The sequence below is a fragment of the Pseudomonas sp. BJa5 genome, assembly GCF_030272875.2.
Classification (GTDB): Bacteria; Pseudomonadota; Gammaproteobacteria; order Pseudomonadales; family Pseudomonadaceae; genus Aquipseudomonas.
Genome location: NZ_JALRNG020000015.1, coordinates 11,691 through 29,171 on the forward strand (window position 1 = coordinate 11,691; position 17,481 = coordinate 29,171).

Here is a 17,481-nt window from a genome sequence, read left to right on the forward strand (position 1 = left end):
TACCGGGATCTGGATGGCGGGACACCATTCCTTTCGACTGCACACAGCACCCATCGCTCATTTTTTTTTGAACCCCGGGCCGCCCATCCGTTCTGAACTTTTACGTCACCTCGTAACGGAGCAAGGATCGATGACCCGCGAAGAGCCCTTCGAAACCGACCGCACGACCCCGGTAGACGATCATCCCGAGCAGGCCATCAGCCTGTCCCAGGCGCTGCTGGAGCCCAGGATCGTGATCGAGAACACCCAGCCGCTGCTCGACGGCGGGCTGTTCGCGGTCAAGGCCACGGTGGGGGAGGCGGTGACGGTCAGCAGCAAGGTCTACGCCGACGGCCACGACACCCTGGCGGTAAGGCTGAACTGGCGCCAGGCTCATAGCCGGCGCTGGCATTGTGTGCCGATGCAGTTTGTCGGCAACGACCTGTGGCAGGGGGCGTTCAGCGTCAGCGAGCAGGGCCCGCACCTGTTCAGCATCGAAGCCTGGATCGACCCGTTCGCCACCTATTGCCATGACCTGGAGAAAAAGTTCACCGCAAGCCTCGACGTGTCGCTGGAGCTCAAGGAAGGGCAGTTGTTCATCGAGCAGAACATCGCCCGTAGCGACGGGCCTTTGCGTGAACAGCTACGGGCCTTGCACAAGCGCTTGCCCACGTTGCCCGTGGAGGAGCAGGTGACCTTGCTGCTGCATGCCGACACGGCGCTGCTGATGGCCGAAGCCGACCACCGCATGTACCTCAGTCGCAGCCCCGAATACCCGCTGGATGTGGAACGCCTGCAAGCGCGCTTCGCCAGCTGGTACGAACTGTTCCCCCGCTCGATCACCGACGACCCCGAGCGCCACGGCACCTTCAACGATGTGCAGCAACGCCTGCCGATGATTCGCGACATGGGCTTCGATGTCCTGTATTTCCCGCCCATCCATCCCATCGGCATGCGCTACCGCAAGGGCCGCAACAATGCCTTGCAGGCCGAACCGGGGGATCCCGGCAGCCCCTATGCCATCGGCAGCGAGGAGGGCGGCCACGAGGCGATCCATTCAGAGCTGGGCAGCCGCGAGGACTTTCGCCGGCTGGTGGCCGCGGCCGCCGAGCATGGCCTGGAGATCGCCCTGGATTTCGCCATCCAGTGTTCCCAGGACCACCCCTGGCTCAAGGAACATCCCGGCTGGTTCTCCTGGCGACCGGACGGCAGCATCCGCTATGCGGAGAACCCGCCGAAAAAATACCAGGACATCGTCAACGTCGACTTCTATGCCGCCGAGTCCGTGCCATCGCTGTGGCTGGCGCTGCGCGACGTGGTGCTGGGCTGGGTGGCGGAAGGGGTGACGATGTTTCGCGTCGACAACCCGCACACCAAGCCGCTGCCGTTCTGGCACTGGCTGATTGCCAATGTCCGCAGTCAGCACCCGCAGGTGATCTTCCTCGCCGAAGCCTTCACCAAGCCTGCGATGATGGCGCGCCTGGGCAAGGTCGGTTACTCCCAGAGTTACAGCTACTTCACCTGGCGCAACACCAAGGCCGAGCTGCAAAGCTACTTCGAGGAACTCAACCAGCCGCCCTGGTGCTGGTGCTACCGGCCGAACTTCTTCGTCAACACCCCGGACATCAACCCGTATTTCCTCCACGAATCCGGACGTGCGGGGTTCCTCATCCGCGCCGCCCTGGCCACCATGGGCTCGGGCCTGTGGGGCATGTACTCGGGCTTCGAGCTGTGCGAGGCCACGCCGATCCCGGGCAAGGAGGAATACCTGGATTCGGAGAAGTACCAGATCCGTCCCCGGGACTTCACCGCACCCGGCAATATCATTGCCGTGATCGCCCAGCTCAACCGCATCCGCCGACAGAACCCGGCGCTGCAAACCCACCTGGGGCTGGCCTGCTACAACGCCTGGAACGACAACATCCTGTACTTCGGCAAGCGCACCGCCAATCGCGACAATTTCATCCTCATCGCCGTCAGCCTCGACCCGCACAACGCCCAGGAGGCGCAGTTCGAGCTGCCGCTGTGGGAGCTGGGCCTGGACGACAACGCCGACACCCGTGGCGAAGACCTGATGACCGGCCATCGCTGGACCTGGCACGGCAAGACCCAATGGATGCGCATCGAGCCCTGGCACCTGCCGTTCGGAATCTGGCGTATCGAAAAAGCCCTCTAGACACACGGGAAAGGAGTCGACCATGGCCAAGCGCAACCGCCCGGCAGCCTTTATCGACGATCCGCTGTGGTACAAGGACGCGATCATCTACCAGGTGCACGTCAAATCCTTCTTCGATTCGAACAATGACGGCATCGGCGATTTCCCCGGCCTGATCGCCAAGCTCGACTACATCGCCGAACTTGGGGTCAACACCCTGTGGTTGCTGCCGTTCTACCCCTCGCCACGGCGCGACGACGGCTACGACATCGCCGAGTACAAGGCCGTGCATCCGGACTACGGCACCCTGGCCGATGTGAAGCGCTTCATTGCCCAGGCGCACCAGCGTGGCCTGCGGGTCATCACCGAGCTTGTCATCAACCACACCTCCGACCAGCACCCCTGGTTCCAGAAGGCGCGCCATGCCAGGCCTGGCAGCAAGGCCCGGGATTTCTATGTGTGGTCCGACAGCGACCAGAAGTACGACGGCACGCGGATCATCTTCCTCGACACCGAGAAGTCCAACTGGACCTGGGACCCGGTGGCCGGCCAGTATTTCTGGCACCGCTTCTACTCGCACCAGCCGGACCTCAACTTCGACAACCCGCAGGTGATGAAGGCGGTCATCGGCGTAATGCGCTACTGGCTCGACCTGGGCGTCGATGGCCTGCGCCTGGACGCCATTCCCTACCTGATCGAGCGCGACGGCACCAACAACGAGAACCTGCCCGAGACCCACCAGGTGCTCAAGCGGATCCGGGCCGAAATCGATGCCAACTACCCCGACCGCATGCTGCTGGCCGAAGCCAACCAGTGGCCGGAAGACACCCAGTTGTACTTCGGTGAAGGGCAGGGCGATGAGTGTCACATGGCCTTCCATTTTCCGCTGATGCCGCGGATGTACATGGCCGTGGCCCAGGAGGACCGCTTCCCGATCACCGATATCCTGCGCCAGACCCCGGAGATCCCGGCCAATTGCCAGTGGGCGATCTTCCTGCGCAACCACGATGAACTGACCCTGGAGATGGTCACCGACCGCGAGCGCGACTACCTGTGGAACTACTACGCCGAGGATCGCCGGGCGCGGATCAACCTCGGCATCCGTCGGCGCCTGGCGCCGCTGTTGCAACGCGACCGGCGCCGGGTCGAGCTGCTCAGCAGCCTGCTGCTGTCGATGCCGGGCACACCGACCCTGTACTACGGCGACGAGATCGGCATGGGCGACAACATCTACCTGGGCGACCGTGACGGCGTGCGCACGCCTATGCAGTGGTCGATCGACCGCAACGGCGGTTTCTCCCGGGCCGACCCGGCCCGCCTGGTGCTGCCGCCGATCATGGACCCGCTGTACGGCTTCCAGTCGGTCAACGTCGAGGCCCAGGCCCATGACCCGCACTCGTTGCTGAACTGGAACCGCCGCCTGCTGGCGGTGCGCAAGCAGCAGAAGGCCTTCGGCCGTGGCAGCCTGAAAATGCTGTCGCCGAGCAACCGGCGGATCCTGGCCTACCTGCGCGAGTACAGCGGCGCCGATGGCACGCAGGAAATCATCCTTTGCGTGGCCAACGTCTCGCGGGCCGCCCAGGCGGCGGAGCTCGACCTGTCGCAGTACGCCGACAGCGTGCCGGTGGAGATGCTCGGCGGCAGCGCCTTCCCGCCCATCGGCCAGTTGCCGTTCCTGCTGACCCTGTCGCCCTACGGGTTCTACTGGTTCCTGCTCGCGCCCCGGGACCAGATGCCCAGCTGGCATGTGGAGCCGGCGCAGAGCCTGCCCGAGTTCACCACCCTGGTGCTGAAAAAACGTATGGAAGAGCTGCTGGACGCGCCCGCCCGCAACACCCTGGAAGACAGCATCCTGCCCCAGTACCTGCCCAAGCGCCGCTGGTTCGCCGGCAAGGGCGCCAGCATCGACCAGGTGCGCATTGCCTACGGTGTGCGCTTCGGTACGCCCACCAGCCCGGTGTTGTGGAGCGAGATCGAGGTGGGCAGTGGCGAGCAGCTCAGCCGCTATCAACTGCCATTCGGTCTGATCGGTGAAGAGCAGATCACCACGGCCGCGCCCCAACAACTGGCACTGGCGCGGGTGCGGCGCGGGCGTCAGGTAGGCTTGATCACCGACGGCTTCGTGCTCGAAAGCTTCATTCGTGCCGTGCTCGTGGCCTGCCGCGACGGCACCCGGCTGCCCTGCAGTGAAGGCGAGCTGTGCTTCGAGGCCAGCGGGCAGCTGGCCGGCCTGAACCTGACGGACGATGCCCCGGTGCGCTACCTCTCGGCCGAGCAGTCCAACAGCTCGGTGGTGGTCGGGGGCAGCCTGGTGCTCAAGCTGATCCGTCGGGTCAATCCCGGGGTGCACCCGGAGCTGGAAATGAGTGCCTACCTGACCGCCGCCGGCTTTGCCAATATCTCGCCGCTGCTGGGCTGGGTAAGCCGGGTGGATGCCCAGGGCCAACCCCACCTGCTGATGATCGCCCAGGGCTACCTGAGCAATCAGGGCGACGCCTGGGACTGGACCCAGAACAACCTGGAGCGGGCCATTCGCGACGAGCTGGAGCCGGGCAAATCTGCCCGCGATGCGCACGCCGACGCCCTGCAAGAGCTGGCCGGTTTCGCTGCGTTGCTGGGCCAGCGCCTGGGTGAGATGCACCTATTGCTGGCAGCGCCGAGCAAAGATCCGGCCTTTGCACCGAAACCGAGCAGCGCCCGCGACTGCCAGGCTTGGGGCAAGCACATCGGAGCGCAACTGAATCGTGCCCTGGACCTGCTCGACCAGCACCGCGCCGAGCTGGACAGTGAAAGCCAGAGCCTGGTCGATGACCTGCTGCAGCAACGCCAGGCACTGCTGGCCACCGTGACGACCCTGAGCAAACAAGTCCAGGGCGGGCTGTTGATGCGCGTGCACGGCGACCTGCATTTGGGCCAGGTACTGGTGGTGCAGGGCGATGCCTACCTGATCGATTTCGAGGGCGAACCGGCGAGGCCGCTGGAGGAGCGTCGGGCCCGGCACAGTCCGTACAAGGATGTCAGCGGCGTTCTGCGATCTTTCGACTATGCTGCTGCCATGGTGCTGCGCAGTGCCTCCAGTGTCGACCTCTCGGACGTTGCCCTCAAGGCTCGTCAGCGCGTCGCCAGGCGTTATCTGCACCAGGCCCGACAAGCGTTTGTCGAGGCCTACGGGCTGGCCACCGCGGCCATGCCCCATGCCTGGGAACATGCCGACGGCGAGCGTGCGGCACTGGAACTGTTCAGCCTGGAAAAGGCCGCCTACGAAATCCTGTATGAAGCCGAGAACCGCCCAAGTTGGCTGGCCGTGCCTTTGCATGGCCTGCATGGCCTGACAAGTACCTGGGGAGAGAGCTGATGATTCAACGCAAGCGCGAGGAAGGTGGACTGGGACATCGTGACAGCGAGGCGCTGGTCAGGGCCGAGCACGCAGACCCGTTCGCCGTGCTCGGCCCGCACCCGGATGGTGCGGGCGGCCAGTTTGTCCGCGCCTATTTGCCCAATGCCCTGAGCGTCCAGGCCCTGGCCCGTGACGACGGACGGCTGTTGGGAGACCTGGAGCAAGAGCCGATACCGGGGTTGTTCATTGCCCACCTGCCGGAGCAGCAGCCGTATCTGCTGCGTATCAACTGGGCCGGGGGCGAGCAGATCACCGAAGACCCCTACAGTTTTGGTCCGCAGTTGGGCGACATGGACCTGTACCTGTTCTCCGAAGGCAACCACCGCGATCTGGCCGGCAGCATGGGCGCACAGCCGGTGAAGGTCGATGGCGTCGAGGGTGTGCGTTTTTCGGTGTGGGCGCCCAATGCCCGGCGGGTGTCGGTGGTGGGCGACTTCAACAACTGGGACGGCCGTCGTCACCCGATGCGCCTGCGCCACGCCTCCGGGGTCTGGGAGCTGTTCGTGCCACGCCTGGGCGCCGGCGAAGCCTACAAGTATGAAGTGCTGGGGCGTGACGGCATCCTGCCGCTCAAGGCCGACCCGTTGGCCCGCGCCACGGAGTTGCCACCCAGCACCGCCTCGCGGGTAGCCGGGCCCCTGGCCCACCACTGGCGGGACCTGCAGTGGATGCAAGAGCGTGGTGAACGCCAGGTGACCACGGCGCCCTTGTCGATCTATGAATTGCACGCCGGTTCCTGGCAGTGCGAGATGGACGACACCGGTGAAGTGGAGCGTTTCTACAACTGGCGTGAACTGGCCGAGCGGCTGGTGCCCTACGTCCAGCAACTGGGCTTTACCCATATCGAACTGATGCCGATCATGGAGCATCCGTTCGGCGGCTCCTGGGGCTATCAGCCGCTGTCGCTGTTCGCGCCCACCGCGCGCTACGGTTCGGCCGAAGACTTCGCGGCCTTCGTCGATGCCTGTCACCAGGCCTCGATCGGCGTGATCCTGGACTGGGTACCGGCGCACTTTCCCACCGACACCCATGGCCTGGCGCGCTTCGACGGCACGGCGCTGTACGAGTATGACAACCCCCTCGAAGGCTTCCACCAGGACTGGGACACGCTGATCTACAACCTGGGGCGCACCGAGGTCCACGGCTTCATGCTGGCTTCGGCCCTGCACTGGCTCAAGCACTTCCATATCGATGGCCTGCGCGTCGATGCCGTGGCGTCGATGCTGTACCGCGACTATTCGCGCAAGGACGGGGAGTGGGTGCCCAACCGCCATGGCGGGCGGGAGAACCTGGAGGCCATCGACTTTCTGCGCCACCTCAACGATGTGGTCGCCCTCGAGGTGCCCGGCGCCTTGATCATCGCCGAAGAGTCCACGGCCTGGCCCGGGGTCAGCCAGCCGACCCAGCAGGGTGGCCTGGGCTTTGCCTACAAGTGGAACATGGGCTGGATGCACGACACCCTGCACTACATCCAGAACGACCCGATCCACCGCACCTATCACCACAACGAAATGAGCTTCGGCCTGATCTATGCCTACTCCGAGCACTTCATATTGCCCATCTCCCACGATGAAGTGGTGCACGGCAAGCACTCGCTGATCGACAAGATGCCCGGCGACCGCTGGCAGAAATTCGCCAACCTGCGCGCCTACCTGACCTTCATGTGGACCCACCCGGGCAAGAAGCTGCTGTTCATGGGCTGCGAGTTCGGCCAGTGGCGCGAGTGGAACCACGACAGCGAGCTGGACTGGTACCTGCTCAAGTACCCCGAGCACCTGGGGGTCCAGCGCCTGGTCGGCGACCTCAACCGCCTGTACCGCAACGAGCCGGCGCTGTACGAGCAGGACTGCGTGTCCCAGGGCTTCCAGTGGCTGATCGGCGACGATGCGCACAACAGCGTCTATGCCTGGCTGCGCTGGAGCGCCAGCGGCCAGCCGATGCTGGTGGTGGCCAACTTCACCCCGGTGCCGCGCAAGGGCTATCGCATCGGCGTGCCCTTCGGCGAGCGCTGGGCCGAGGTGCTCAACAGCGATGCCGAAGGCTACGCCGGGTCCAACTTTGGCAACCTGGGCGAGGTGGCCTGCGAGGCGGTGGCCAGCCATGGCCAGCCGCTGTCGCTGGCCCTGAACCTGCCGCCGCTGGGGGTGCTGGTCCTGCGGCCGCGATGATCGGCTGAGCGCTTTGTAAAAGCCCTATCTTGAAAAGGGATGTTTACTGTACGTCCGGTATTACGGACGTACAGTCATGCCCATCGTCACTAATTCACCTTCCAACCAACCTCTCATCCCGAAAGAGTTCCTTACACCTACACCGCGCTCAGTGGCAGTCTCAAACCCGCCGGGCATGCAGTCGCAGCGCATCGCAGAAGCGTTACGCAGCGCTGCGGTCGAAGAAAACATCGCCATGACCCTGCTGCCAGGATTGCTGGTGGCCAGTGGCGTGCTCGAATGCGACACCCTGGTACTGGAAGGGGTGGATGGCCAAGTGCTGTACGGAATCAGCATTAGCGATCCCGCCTGCCCACTGGAGGAGGGACAGTTGGGTGTCGGGCTGGGCAACGTAGTCACGATCAGGTTGGAGCCCACGCGCATTGGCCCAATGATCAGGGGCGAGTACCGGGCGATCAGCCTGGAAGGTGATGCCTTTTTCAAGGTGGTGGCCGCGGTAGTCAAGGATTGTGATCCTCAACAGATCACCAATCTGGAAGTGTCGGACCTGCGTAACGAGCTGGCCGACCGGGTTCTGTTGGACGACCCGTTGATGTCGCGGATCTGGGCGCAGGCGCATCCCTCGGTGGAGGACACGGCCAACCCGGTCAGCATGCTGTGGCGCGGCGGTGTCGTGGCTGCGACCGCTGCCACCTTCGGGGTGTTTGGCAGCTTCGCTCCAATGCTGCTTGGCGCCTGGTACCTGGGTCTGCCGCTGGCGGCAACCTTGCACCTGGCTGAGCAAGGGCCGCGCGAGAGTCGCGAGCACCTGCTGTTGCATTTGGCCAGGCAACTGCCGGGTCTGGATGACAGTCACCTGGATATTCTGCTGCGCAAGCTCCACGGGCTGATGGCAGAGCTGGACCTGGAGACAGTGACGGTCAATCTAAAAAGAATGTTCGAGGAGCGCGAGCCGTGGCAGACCGCCACAGATCTGCTTGAGCACTTGCGCCCCGCTGATTGGCTGCGAGCAGTCCGAACGAACAAGCGCCGACAGCCCGTCTTGACGCCACCCCGGCGCTTGCTTGGGGGGGCAATCGAGTTGGCGGTTTACTTGAATGTCCCCGGACTCGTTCCGGGACAGATGTACAAGGCCGGCTCTGTCCCTCCGATTCCACCAGACAGGCAACTCACTTTCGTCGAATCCGAAGTGAAGCCGTCTTCGGCCGCCCCGACAGCTGAAGAAGTGGCGCCGACATCAAGCACTAGTGTGGATTTCATGCTGCCAGTCGTTGCAGCTGTGGTGGCGGCTCAAGGTCCTTCTGGCGGATGGGGATCAGGCCTGATGGCTGGGATGCTGCTGGTGGGTTCGAGTGTCCAGGCAGCGCCTGTAGGACAGCGCCCATTGGCTAACATCGTTGCTGTTCAGGAGTCGGTCGCTGAGCAGGAGACGGAAATCAGCCGTTTGAAGGCGCAGCGTCGGCAACTTGTAGAGCAGAAGGCGGTCTATGAAGCCGCACTTCAAAAAGCGACAGGCGAATTGCCTCTTCCGCCGGGCTCGTATCCAGGTTTCATTTCTGAAAAGCACTACTACAGGTTGTTGATCAGGGGGAATTATCAGCAGCGGATAGCCATGCAATTCAAGATTTCCACCCTCCAGGATCGCATCCGCGTTTTGAAGGGTGCCCTGACGCAAGCAATTAACGCTGCCGATGATGTTGATCGACCGTCGCTCACCTCGAGCGCAGCACCTTCCAGCCCTGCGCTGGGGAGCGATGAATATGTCGATGAAGTGCTGCTCAATCAGTTACGGATACACAACAATAGTGGTCTAGCCTTTGACCGCAAGGTACTGGACGAACAGGTCAGTGTGAAGTTTGCAACCAAGGGCTTTTCATTCAGCAACGCATTTGTGGGTGACCTCACGCGTTACAGTGTAAGAGACATTTTGCTCGGAAAGCACTATCGCTGCGGCAAGGTAGTAGCCAATGTGAATCCAGGCGATAGGTTGAAGCATCATCCGGTTGCGGCTTTCTTGAGGCGTCGCGAGTTTGCAGGGTATGTGGCAAAACAGTTTTCAGCTGATACGGCAGCGCTCAAGAAGGATCCGCTGTATGGCGAGCAGTATGAGCATGTTGCCAGGCAGCGATTTCAAGGCGTGCTGGCTAAATACCTGTTGAATGGCGCGAGTGGCCACGTTCGATACCTGATCAACCAGTGGATGCTGGGGCAGACCCATGAGCGCTTGGTGTTGGTCAATGGCAAGGTCGTTCCTCACCTGTTGGCTCTCTGGGCAACAGCAGGGGCCATGCTGGTCTCGACGGCAACAGGCAAAGTCTATTTGTGGCCGGAGTACGATCAATCTACCGAGTTTGAGCGTTTCATTCGCTACCACCTGTCACACGTGGATCAACAACTGATCAAGTCTGAAGACATCATTGCCCAGCGTTCATCAATCAAGGACGCTCAATACTGGACTGCAAAAATTTCCTTTGAACAACGCCACAATCCTTATGCGCGTTTGTTCACTGCCGAGATGGACTGGCTTGATTCGAACCTGAACGGTTACGTGTTCACAGCCGATGAGCAGCGCCAGGCCGCAGAGATCAACCTTGAAAGGGGATTGATGCAATTTGGCGCCACCGTCGCCACACTTGCCTTGACGCTGGGTGCTGGGGGCGAACTTCTGCCTCTGGTGATCGCGCTGGGGGTGGATGTCGCGACGGGTGTGGCCAGCCTGCATCTGGACTATGAGTTACTTGAAGTTGCAGACAGCGCCGACCTGATTCGAGAGGCAGAGGCCGATATCAGTGCAGATAGACTGATGCTGATCTTGAGTGGAGCGTCCGCCGGGATGCAGGCCGTTCGCCCGTTCATGGAATCAGTAGAAATGGTCGGGGCGTTGACGGCGGATATGAAACAAATAGTCAGGTTGTTTCGCCAGCAGTTGCAATCGCAAAACGGTGAGCGGCTGAGTTTAGCTGCCTTTTTCCGAGCCTCGCCTCGCGAGCGTTCGATCATGATGGCCGAGTTGGGCTTCGAACCAGCCGCCGGGCAGCATCGCCCGGCCTGGCAGCAGGTCATGCATGTGCAATCGCGCGCAGGCATACCGGCCTCGGTGTCCGTGCAAGGCTCGATGGCCCCTGACTGGCGCGTGGTCTTTCTGGGTCGCGAGGCAAAGCAGATCTTCACTGCTGAAGACCTCGAGGCCTTACCTCGTGGTTACCGCGTCGCGGTGGTCGCACAAAGCGATGGCGAGCTCCTGCATGGATCGGTGAGCTTGGGCAACGGCAAGGTCACAGGTCTGGCGCAGCAGACGCTCTTTGCCAAGACCTCCGCCAGGCCTTGGACGGCTGTCGACCTCAAGGAACAGTTGAAATTTGGCCCGGACGGCATCCACTGCAACGGTGCAGGCGTCCTTGTCTACGTCGATGCTTCTGCGCCGGAGTTCAGGGGCGAGCCGCTGCTCGCTCCCGTCAGGACTGCACTCAACAACGCTGAAACCCTTGCTCAGCAAGCATATCTTGCTGACCTTTGGGCCGAGAATCTGCCGGGGGAAATAGACGCTTGTCAACGATCGCTGGAATACATGGAGACCCATGGATTCAGTGATGCCAAGGTCAGGGTCATGAGTGCCTGGAGAAACGATCGCATGATTCTCCATTATCTCGCCGTTGGCACTGACGCGAAGGGGCAGCGTGTGGTCTTTGACTTGAAGCCTGCGGCATCGGGGCTGTGGCGCAGCGAGGTGCTTGATACTTCGATGGTCTTGCCAGAAAACGTGTGGATTGGCACTTATCAGACAGAGGCCAGAGGCTGGACTGTGAAGTATCGGGAATTCGACAGCCTCACGGATGCCAAGTCCTATGCCGTTCAGGCGCAAGCCCTGTCACCCGTTGAGTTTCAGCAAGGTGCAGTGCTGGTCAATGCACCGCAGATCTATAGGCGGTTGACGGGTAGAGGCTTGCAGGCAAAGGCCACCGCGTTAACGTCATCTTCTGCAGACGATACACGTTACGATCAGGAACTGAACAAATGGAGGACAGCGAGCGCTGGCAGAAGCGCTGAATACGCACTGGGGAAAAAAAAGCCGACTGTCGTTCCCGGCTTACCGGTCGATACGCAGCGTTGGTCAAGTGCCAGGCTCAAAGCATGGTATCTCAAGTTTGCGGATAAGCTCAGCGACCGGGAGAAAGGGGCGCTGGCAGCACGTATCGAGCAATCCTCCTACGCTGAATCAGTGATGAAGAACCTGCTGCGGGCGGGCAACAGGTTTAAATACTTTTCGGTTCAGGGTAACGCGGTATACCGAGCGGTGCCTCAGGCATTGGTCATCGGTACAGGTGAGGGAAAATGCCTGGGGCTGGTCAAGGCCATGGCGGTAGCACTGGATGCCGGGACTCAGAATAACCTGGTTGACAGGCTGTTTTTCTACGCGGCGAACACCGGGGCCGCCGAAAGTAAACTGTTGAAGCAAAGCCTGGCGGTCCTGAACAAAGGATCGCTACATTCCCGCACCGGCGCACACTTCCCGCTCAGCGATGTGTTCGACCGACTCAAAGCGCTGACGGCGACCCGATATTATGAGCTAGGTACGCGCAACCATGCCATGCTCATTGGCGCGCGCATCAGTAATGGACGGGCTGTCTATCATTTCTATGATCCCAATACCGGGCTGGTTGAATTCGAGCGCTTCAGCGACTTTGAGGCACTGCTCAAACACTATTTTTCCGACAGGAAGCTAAACAAGGTCTATCGGGTGTATGGCACAGCCAAGGCACCGAGGTTCGAACTGAACAGCATCGATATAGCTATCGAGTCGAAGTTTCGCCTCAATAGCCGGCTGACCACGGCGGATCTTGGCAGTGAAACGCCTTTGGACCTCGCCAAAGGTTGATGACCCCGCGCAGCGGTGAGCGCTGCTGGCTTACCGGGCTCGTCGTTGACGAGCCCGGCTGGCGGAGTAAAGACCAGTCACCAGCGTACCCGCACGCCGAGGTTGCCGACCAGGCCGTTCAGGTCATTGTCATCCACATCGCTGCTGTAATCGGCACTGACGAACAGCGCAACGGTCGGCGAGACCCGTGCCACCAGGCCCAGGCCCAGTTCCACGGTGGCCGAGTTGCGCCCGCTGCTGATCTTGTCGACCTTGTCCAGGCTCACGGTGTCGGCGTTGGAGAAGTCATACCAGACGTTGGTGCGTACGAAGGGTTCGATGGGCATGCCGCGCACGTTGTAGCGCGCCGACAGTTTCGCCCCGACCCGGCCGGTCCAGTTCGGCTGCTGGTCGAACGCCTGCTGGGCCTCGGTCTGGGTCTGGCTGCCGGGAAAGTACTGCTGGTTGATCAACTGGGCCTGGGGTTCGATGGTCCAGGTTTCACCCAGGTTGATCGGGTAGCCACCTTCGACCGACAGGGTCAGGGCATGGCCATTGCTGTCCAGGCGTTCGCCGCTTTCGCTGCGGCCATTGACGTCGAAGCGCGTACCGATGGCCACCGCATCCACGTGCCAGCCCTGCTCATGGGTCATGCTCCAGTACATGCCCAGGCTGTCGCCGGAGAGGTTGACGGTGGCTTTCTTGTCATCGACCTGGGGTTTGCGCAGGCCGTCGAATCCACTTTGCAGGTTGCTGTGGCCGACGAAGAAACCAATGCGGTGAGTATTGCCGCCACCGGTTTCACGCACGAACAGGTCCGGGCTGATCTGCAGGCTCTGGTTGGGTGCTTCCAGGCGCGAGGGGGCCGGTGCGCCGGATTTCACCGGTGCCGGGAAGAACTGCGCCCACTGGCTGGCGATGTGGTCGGTGGCCGCCGGTACATGGCGCTCGGCCATGCGATCGGAAAACACACTCAAGGTGTTCAGGCCCAGGCCGCTGACGCCAACGGGGGCGAGCGACAGTGTCGGCAGGGTTTGCGCCTGCGTTTGTACCAGGGTAATGAACGGGTCGTTGTCCTCCAGGCTCAACGCATGGGTTTCCAACGGGGTCGCCAGCAGCAACGACATGGAAATCGCGTAATAAGCATACTCAAAGCCCGCAGGAGTCGGAGTTTTTTTCATGACGGAACTCCTCTGTTGTAACAGCCAAGGATCTGGCCTGATGTCACGGGCTGTAAGGCAAAACCAGAGGGCGACCCAAACCAGCAAACCGGTCCCTTTCGCGCGCTGAAAGGCGCGAGCTAGAGGCTCGGAATGAATTCAAGCTAGTGTTGCATTACTTTTAGATAAGGAGAGGTGGCGCGGCGCGTCAAGAAAGTGCTGAGCAGCCGTTGTCAAGGGTGCTGATGGCCCAATTGGCTGATATTAAACAATTATTCACCTTCCATAGTGATGGCCGATCTTTCAGCGGTGATGGCTATTCCGAATCATTGTTAAAGCTGCACTTCCACCGCCAAAGGCAGATGATCGGAGAGGTGACTCCAGGGTTTGTTGCCGAGGATTTTCGGCGCATGACTGTTGGCATTGCGCAGGTAGATCCGGTCCAGGCGCAACAGCGGCATACGTGCAGGATAGGTCCTGGCCAGCAGGCCATGATGACGTTCGAACGCTTCGTGCAGGCCCCGGTGCAGGCCCAGGGTGCGGTTACCGCGCAGCTGCCAGTCATTGAAGTCACCGGCAATGATCACTGGTGCCTCGGCCGGCAAAGAGTCCAGCAGCCGGCTGAGCAGATGCAACTGTTTCTGCCGGTGGCTTTCCAGCAGCGACAGGTGCACGCAGACCGCATGCACCTGATGCTGCCCGGGCACATCCAGTACGCAATGGAGCAGGCCGCGGCGCTCGGGGCCGGTGATCGAGACATCCAGGTTGCGGTGTTCGATGATCGGGAACTTGGACAGCAGGGCATTGCCATGATGGCCATCGGGGTAGACGGCATTGCGCCCGTAGGCGAAGTCGGTCCACATGCTGTCGGCGAGGAATTCGTATTGCGAGGTCTGCGGCCAGCCGGCATAACGCGCGGCATGGCGATCGTGGCTGCCGAGCACTTCCTGGAGAAAGACGATATCGGCCTGGGTGCTGCGCACCGCTTCGCGCAGTTCAGGGAGGATGAAGCGCCGGTTGAAGGCGGTAAAGCCTTTGTGGGTGTTGACGGTCAGGACCCGCAGGCGCTGCACGGCGGGCGCTTCGCGGGTTCTTGCATGATGAGCCGGATCCGGTTCGAACTTCACGGTCACTCCTGGTCAGCAAGCCTATTGCATGAGACTGGCGCCGGGGGCGGCAGTTCCCTCTGCTCAATTGTCGTCTTCGCGTTGCAACTCCAGCAACATCAATGAACGCCCTGACACCTGCAGCGGGCTGTCGAAGGGATGCCGCTCGCCCTTGCGCAGTTGCGGTCGGTCGGTGTCGAGCAGGCAGTTCCAGTGCTCGCCTTCGGGGACCGGGGGCAGGGTGAAGGTGATGCCGTCGTGCTGGGCATTGACGATCAGCAGCAAGGTGGCGTCGGCGCCCGGGCGGGGGATGCCGCTGACCTGCGCGCGGCCGTCCATTAACATGCCAAGGCTGCGGCCCTGGTTGTCCTGCCATTGCTCGATGCTCATTTCGCTGCCATCCACTGCCAGCCAGGTCACGTCCTTGACGCCGATCGCCTCATTGTAGTCGCCGACCAGAAAGCGCGAGCGGCGCAGTATCGGGTAGGCCAGGCGCAGCTTGGTCAGGCGCTTGACGAACTTGAGCAGGGCGGCGCCTTCATCGTCCAGCGCCCAGTTGACCCAGCCGATCTCGCTGTCCTGGCAGTAGGCATTGTTGTTGCCGTGCTGGGTGCGGCTGAACTCGTCGCCGGCGACGATCATCGGCGTGCCCTGGGCCAGCAGCAGGGTGGCGAAGAAATTGCGCATCTGGCGCAGGCGCAGGGCATTGATGGCCGGGTCGTCGGTGGGGCCTTCGACGCCGTGGTTCCAGGACAGGTTGTGGTTGCTGCCGTCCTGGTTGTTCTCGTCGTTGTCTTCGTTGTGCTTGTGGTTGTACGAGACCAGGTCGCGCAGGGTGAAACCGTCGTGGGCGGTGACGAAGTTCACCGAAGCGTAAGGCCTGCGCCCGCGCCGGTTGAACAGCTCGCCGGAGGCAGTCATGCGCGCGGCAAAATCGGCCAGTTGGCCTTCGTCGCCTTTCCAGAAGGCCCTTACGGTATCGCGAAAACGATCGTTCCATTCGGCCCAGCCAGGGGCGAAGTTGCCCACCTGGTAGCCGCCGGGGCCGCAGTCCCAGGGCTCGGCGATCAACTTGACCTGGCGTAGCAGCGGGTCCTGGCGGCAGGCGACGAGAAAGCTGTGACGTTCGTCGAAGCCCTCGTGGTAACGGCCGAGGATGGTCGCCAGGTCGAAGCGAAAGCCGTCCACGTGCATCTCGCCGGCCCAGTAGCGCAACGAGTCGGTGACCAGTTGCAGTACGCAGGGGTGGCTCAGGTCCAGGGTGTTGCCGGTGCCGGAGTCGTTGATGTAGAGACGCTTGTCGTCCGGCATCAGACGGTAGTACGAGGCGTTGTCGATCCCGCGCATCGACAGGGTCGGGCCCAGCTCGTTGCCCTCGGCGGTGTGGTTGTAGACCACGTCGAGGATCACCTCGAGGCCGGCATCGTGCAGGTGGGCGACCATCTCCTTGAACTCGGCGATCTTGCCGTTGGCCAGGTAGCGCGGGTGCGGGGCGAAGAAGGCAATGCTGTTGTAGCCCCAGTAGTTGTTCAGGCCTTTTTGCAACAGGTGCTGGTCGTTGACGAAGGCATGGATCGGCAGCAGCTCGATGGACGACACGCCCAGCTGCTTGATGTGTTCGAGCAGCTCATCGCACATCAGCCCGGCAAAGGTGCCGCGGTGGGCTTCGGGCACGGCCGGGTGGCGCATGCTGATGCCGCGCACATGGGCTTCGTAGAGGATGGTGCGTTCCCAGGGGATGGCCACGCGCTGGTCGCGGCCCCAGGTGTAGGCTGGGTCGATGACCTTGCACTTGGGCACGAACGGGGCGCTGTCGCGTTCGTCGAAGCTGAGGTCGCCATCAGGGTGGCCGATGGTGTAGCCGAACAGCGCTTCGGACCACTTCAGGCTGCCCACCAGTTGTTTGGCATAGGGGTCGATCAACAGCTTGTTGGGGTTGAAACGGTGGCCGTCCTGCGGCGTGTAGGGGCCATGCACCCGGTAGCCATAGATCAGGCCGGGGTGGGCGTCGGGCAGGTAGCCGTGGAAGATTTCGTCGGTGTATTCGGGCAGTTCGATGCGTTCGAGCTCGACCTCGCCGCTGGCATCGAACAGGCACAGCTCGACCTTGGTGGCATGGGCCGAGAACAGCGCAAAGTTGACGCCCAGACCGTCCCAGGTGGCGCCCAGGGGAAAGGGCAGGCCTTCGCGGATGCGCGAGGGTTCGACGACAGGCGTGGGCTTGGTCATGGGGCTTCCCAGGTTTGTAGGCCTGTGGGGCCTGTGAGGGCTGTGGGAGCTGGCGAAGCCTGCGATCGAGTGCGCAGCACTCGCCGTGCAGACAGGTGCGGGGCTGGCGCTATCGCAGGCTTCGCCAGCTCCCACAGTTTCAACAGCTCCCACCGCTCTCACAGTTCTTTGCGCTTATGGCGTCAGGCCACCGGCGGCTTTTTCGGCGCCCGTGGTTTTTTCGCCGCTGCCGGCTTGGCCGGGGTCGCTACCGGTGTCGCCGGCTTGGCCCTGGCCTTGCGCGGCGTCGCCTTGGGCGCCAGGGATTCTGCTTCGGCAAGTTTGCGCGCCATGTCCCAGTGGCGGGACTCCTGGCCCTCTGGCTTACCTTCGGATTCCCAGATCTGGTAGGCGAATTCGCGGATACGTTTTTCTTCGACACTCATCTCGACG

At 62.2% G+C, this 17,481-nt stretch carries 8 protein-coding genes; 4 read left to right on the top strand and 4 right to left on the bottom strand.

All coding sequences use genetic code 11. The annotated features are described in order from the left end of the window. The first annotated feature begins 130 nt into the window (after positions 1–130). From M2D63_RS10920 to M2D63_RS10935, 4 genes are all read left to right on the top strand, one after another. Positions 131–2,155 (top strand): alpha-1,4-glucan--maltose-1-phosphate maltosyltransferase, encoded by a 2,025-nt coding sequence (locus M2D63_RS10920; protein ID WP_285862905.1) that lies wholly within the window; start codon positions 131–133, stop codon positions 2,153–2,155. A gap of 22 nt (positions 2,156–2,177) precedes the next feature. Continuing rightward, entirely contained in the window at positions 2,178–5,489 is a 3,312-nt protein-coding gene (gene treS, locus M2D63_RS10925; RefSeq protein WP_285862906.1) for a maltose alpha-D-glucosyltransferase, read from the top strand. After that, complete coding sequence (gene glgB, locus M2D63_RS10930) at positions 5,489–7,699, top strand: 1,4-alpha-glucan branching protein GlgB (protein ID WP_285862907.1); 2,211 nt, start codon at positions 5,489–5,491, stop codon at positions 7,697–7,699. Before treS ends, glgB begins: the two co-directional genes overlap by 1 nt. A 76-nt stretch (positions 7,700–7,775) precedes the next feature. Beyond that, positions 7,776–12,575: a hypothetical protein gene (locus tag M2D63_RS10935; RefSeq protein WP_285862908.1), complete on the top strand. Its 4,800-nt coding sequence runs from the start codon at positions 7,776–7,778 to the stop codon at positions 12,573–12,575. Between the two features lie 77 nt (positions 12,576–12,652). On the opposite strand, the gene M2D63_RS10940 is transcribed toward M2D63_RS10935, so the two are convergent. The 4 genes from M2D63_RS10940 to M2D63_RS10955 form a co-directional block, all read right to left on the bottom strand. Beyond that, entirely contained in the window at positions 12,653–13,735 is a 1,083-nt protein-coding gene (locus M2D63_RS10940) for an autotransporter outer membrane beta-barrel domain-containing protein (protein WP_285862909.1), read from the bottom strand. A 311-nt stretch (positions 13,736–14,046) separates the two neighbouring features. Then, positions 14,047–14,841, bottom strand: coding sequence for an endonuclease/exonuclease/phosphatase family protein (locus M2D63_RS10945; RefSeq protein ID WP_285862910.1), 795 nt, complete (start codon positions 14,839–14,841; stop codon positions 14,047–14,049). Positions 14,842–14,904: 63 nt separating this feature from the next. After that, positions 14,905–17,049 (bottom strand): glycogen debranching protein GlgX, encoded by a 2,145-nt coding sequence (glgX, locus tag M2D63_RS10950; protein WP_285862911.1) that lies wholly within the window; start codon positions 17,047–17,049, stop codon positions 14,905–14,907. A gap of 182 nt (positions 17,050–17,231) precedes the next feature. Continuing rightward, positions 17,232–17,474, bottom strand: a complete 243-nt coding sequence (locus M2D63_RS10955) for a DUF2934 domain-containing protein (RefSeq protein ID WP_285862912.1) — start codon at positions 17,472–17,474, stop codon at positions 17,232–17,234. Between the last annotated feature and the right edge of the window lie 7 nt (positions 17,475–17,481).

Coding starts and splice junctions, on each gene's coding strand:
- treS (WP_285862906.1), top strand. CDS start 2,178: ATGGCCAAGCGCAACCGCCCGGCAGCCTTTATCGACGATCCGCTGTGG.
- M2D63_RS10935 (WP_285862908.1), top strand. CDS start 7,776: ATGCCCATCGTCACTAATTCACCTTCCAACCAACCTCTCATCCCGAAA.
- M2D63_RS10920 (WP_285862905.1), top strand. CDS start 131: ATGACCCGCGAAGAGCCCTTCGAAACCGACCGCACGACCCCGGTAGAC.
- glgX (WP_285862911.1), bottom strand. CDS start 17,049: ATGACCAAGCCCACGCCTGTCGTCGAACCCTCGCGCATCCGCGAAGGC.
- M2D63_RS10940 (WP_285862909.1), bottom strand. CDS start 13,735: ATGAAAAAAACTCCGACTCCTGCGGGCTTTGAGTATGCTTATTACGCG.
- M2D63_RS10955 (WP_285862912.1), bottom strand. CDS start 17,474: ATGAGTGTCGAAGAAAAACGTATCCGCGAATTCGCCTACCAGATCTGG.
- glgB (WP_285862907.1), top strand. CDS start 5,489: ATGATTCAACGCAAGCGCGAGGAAGGTGGACTGGGACATCGTGACAGC.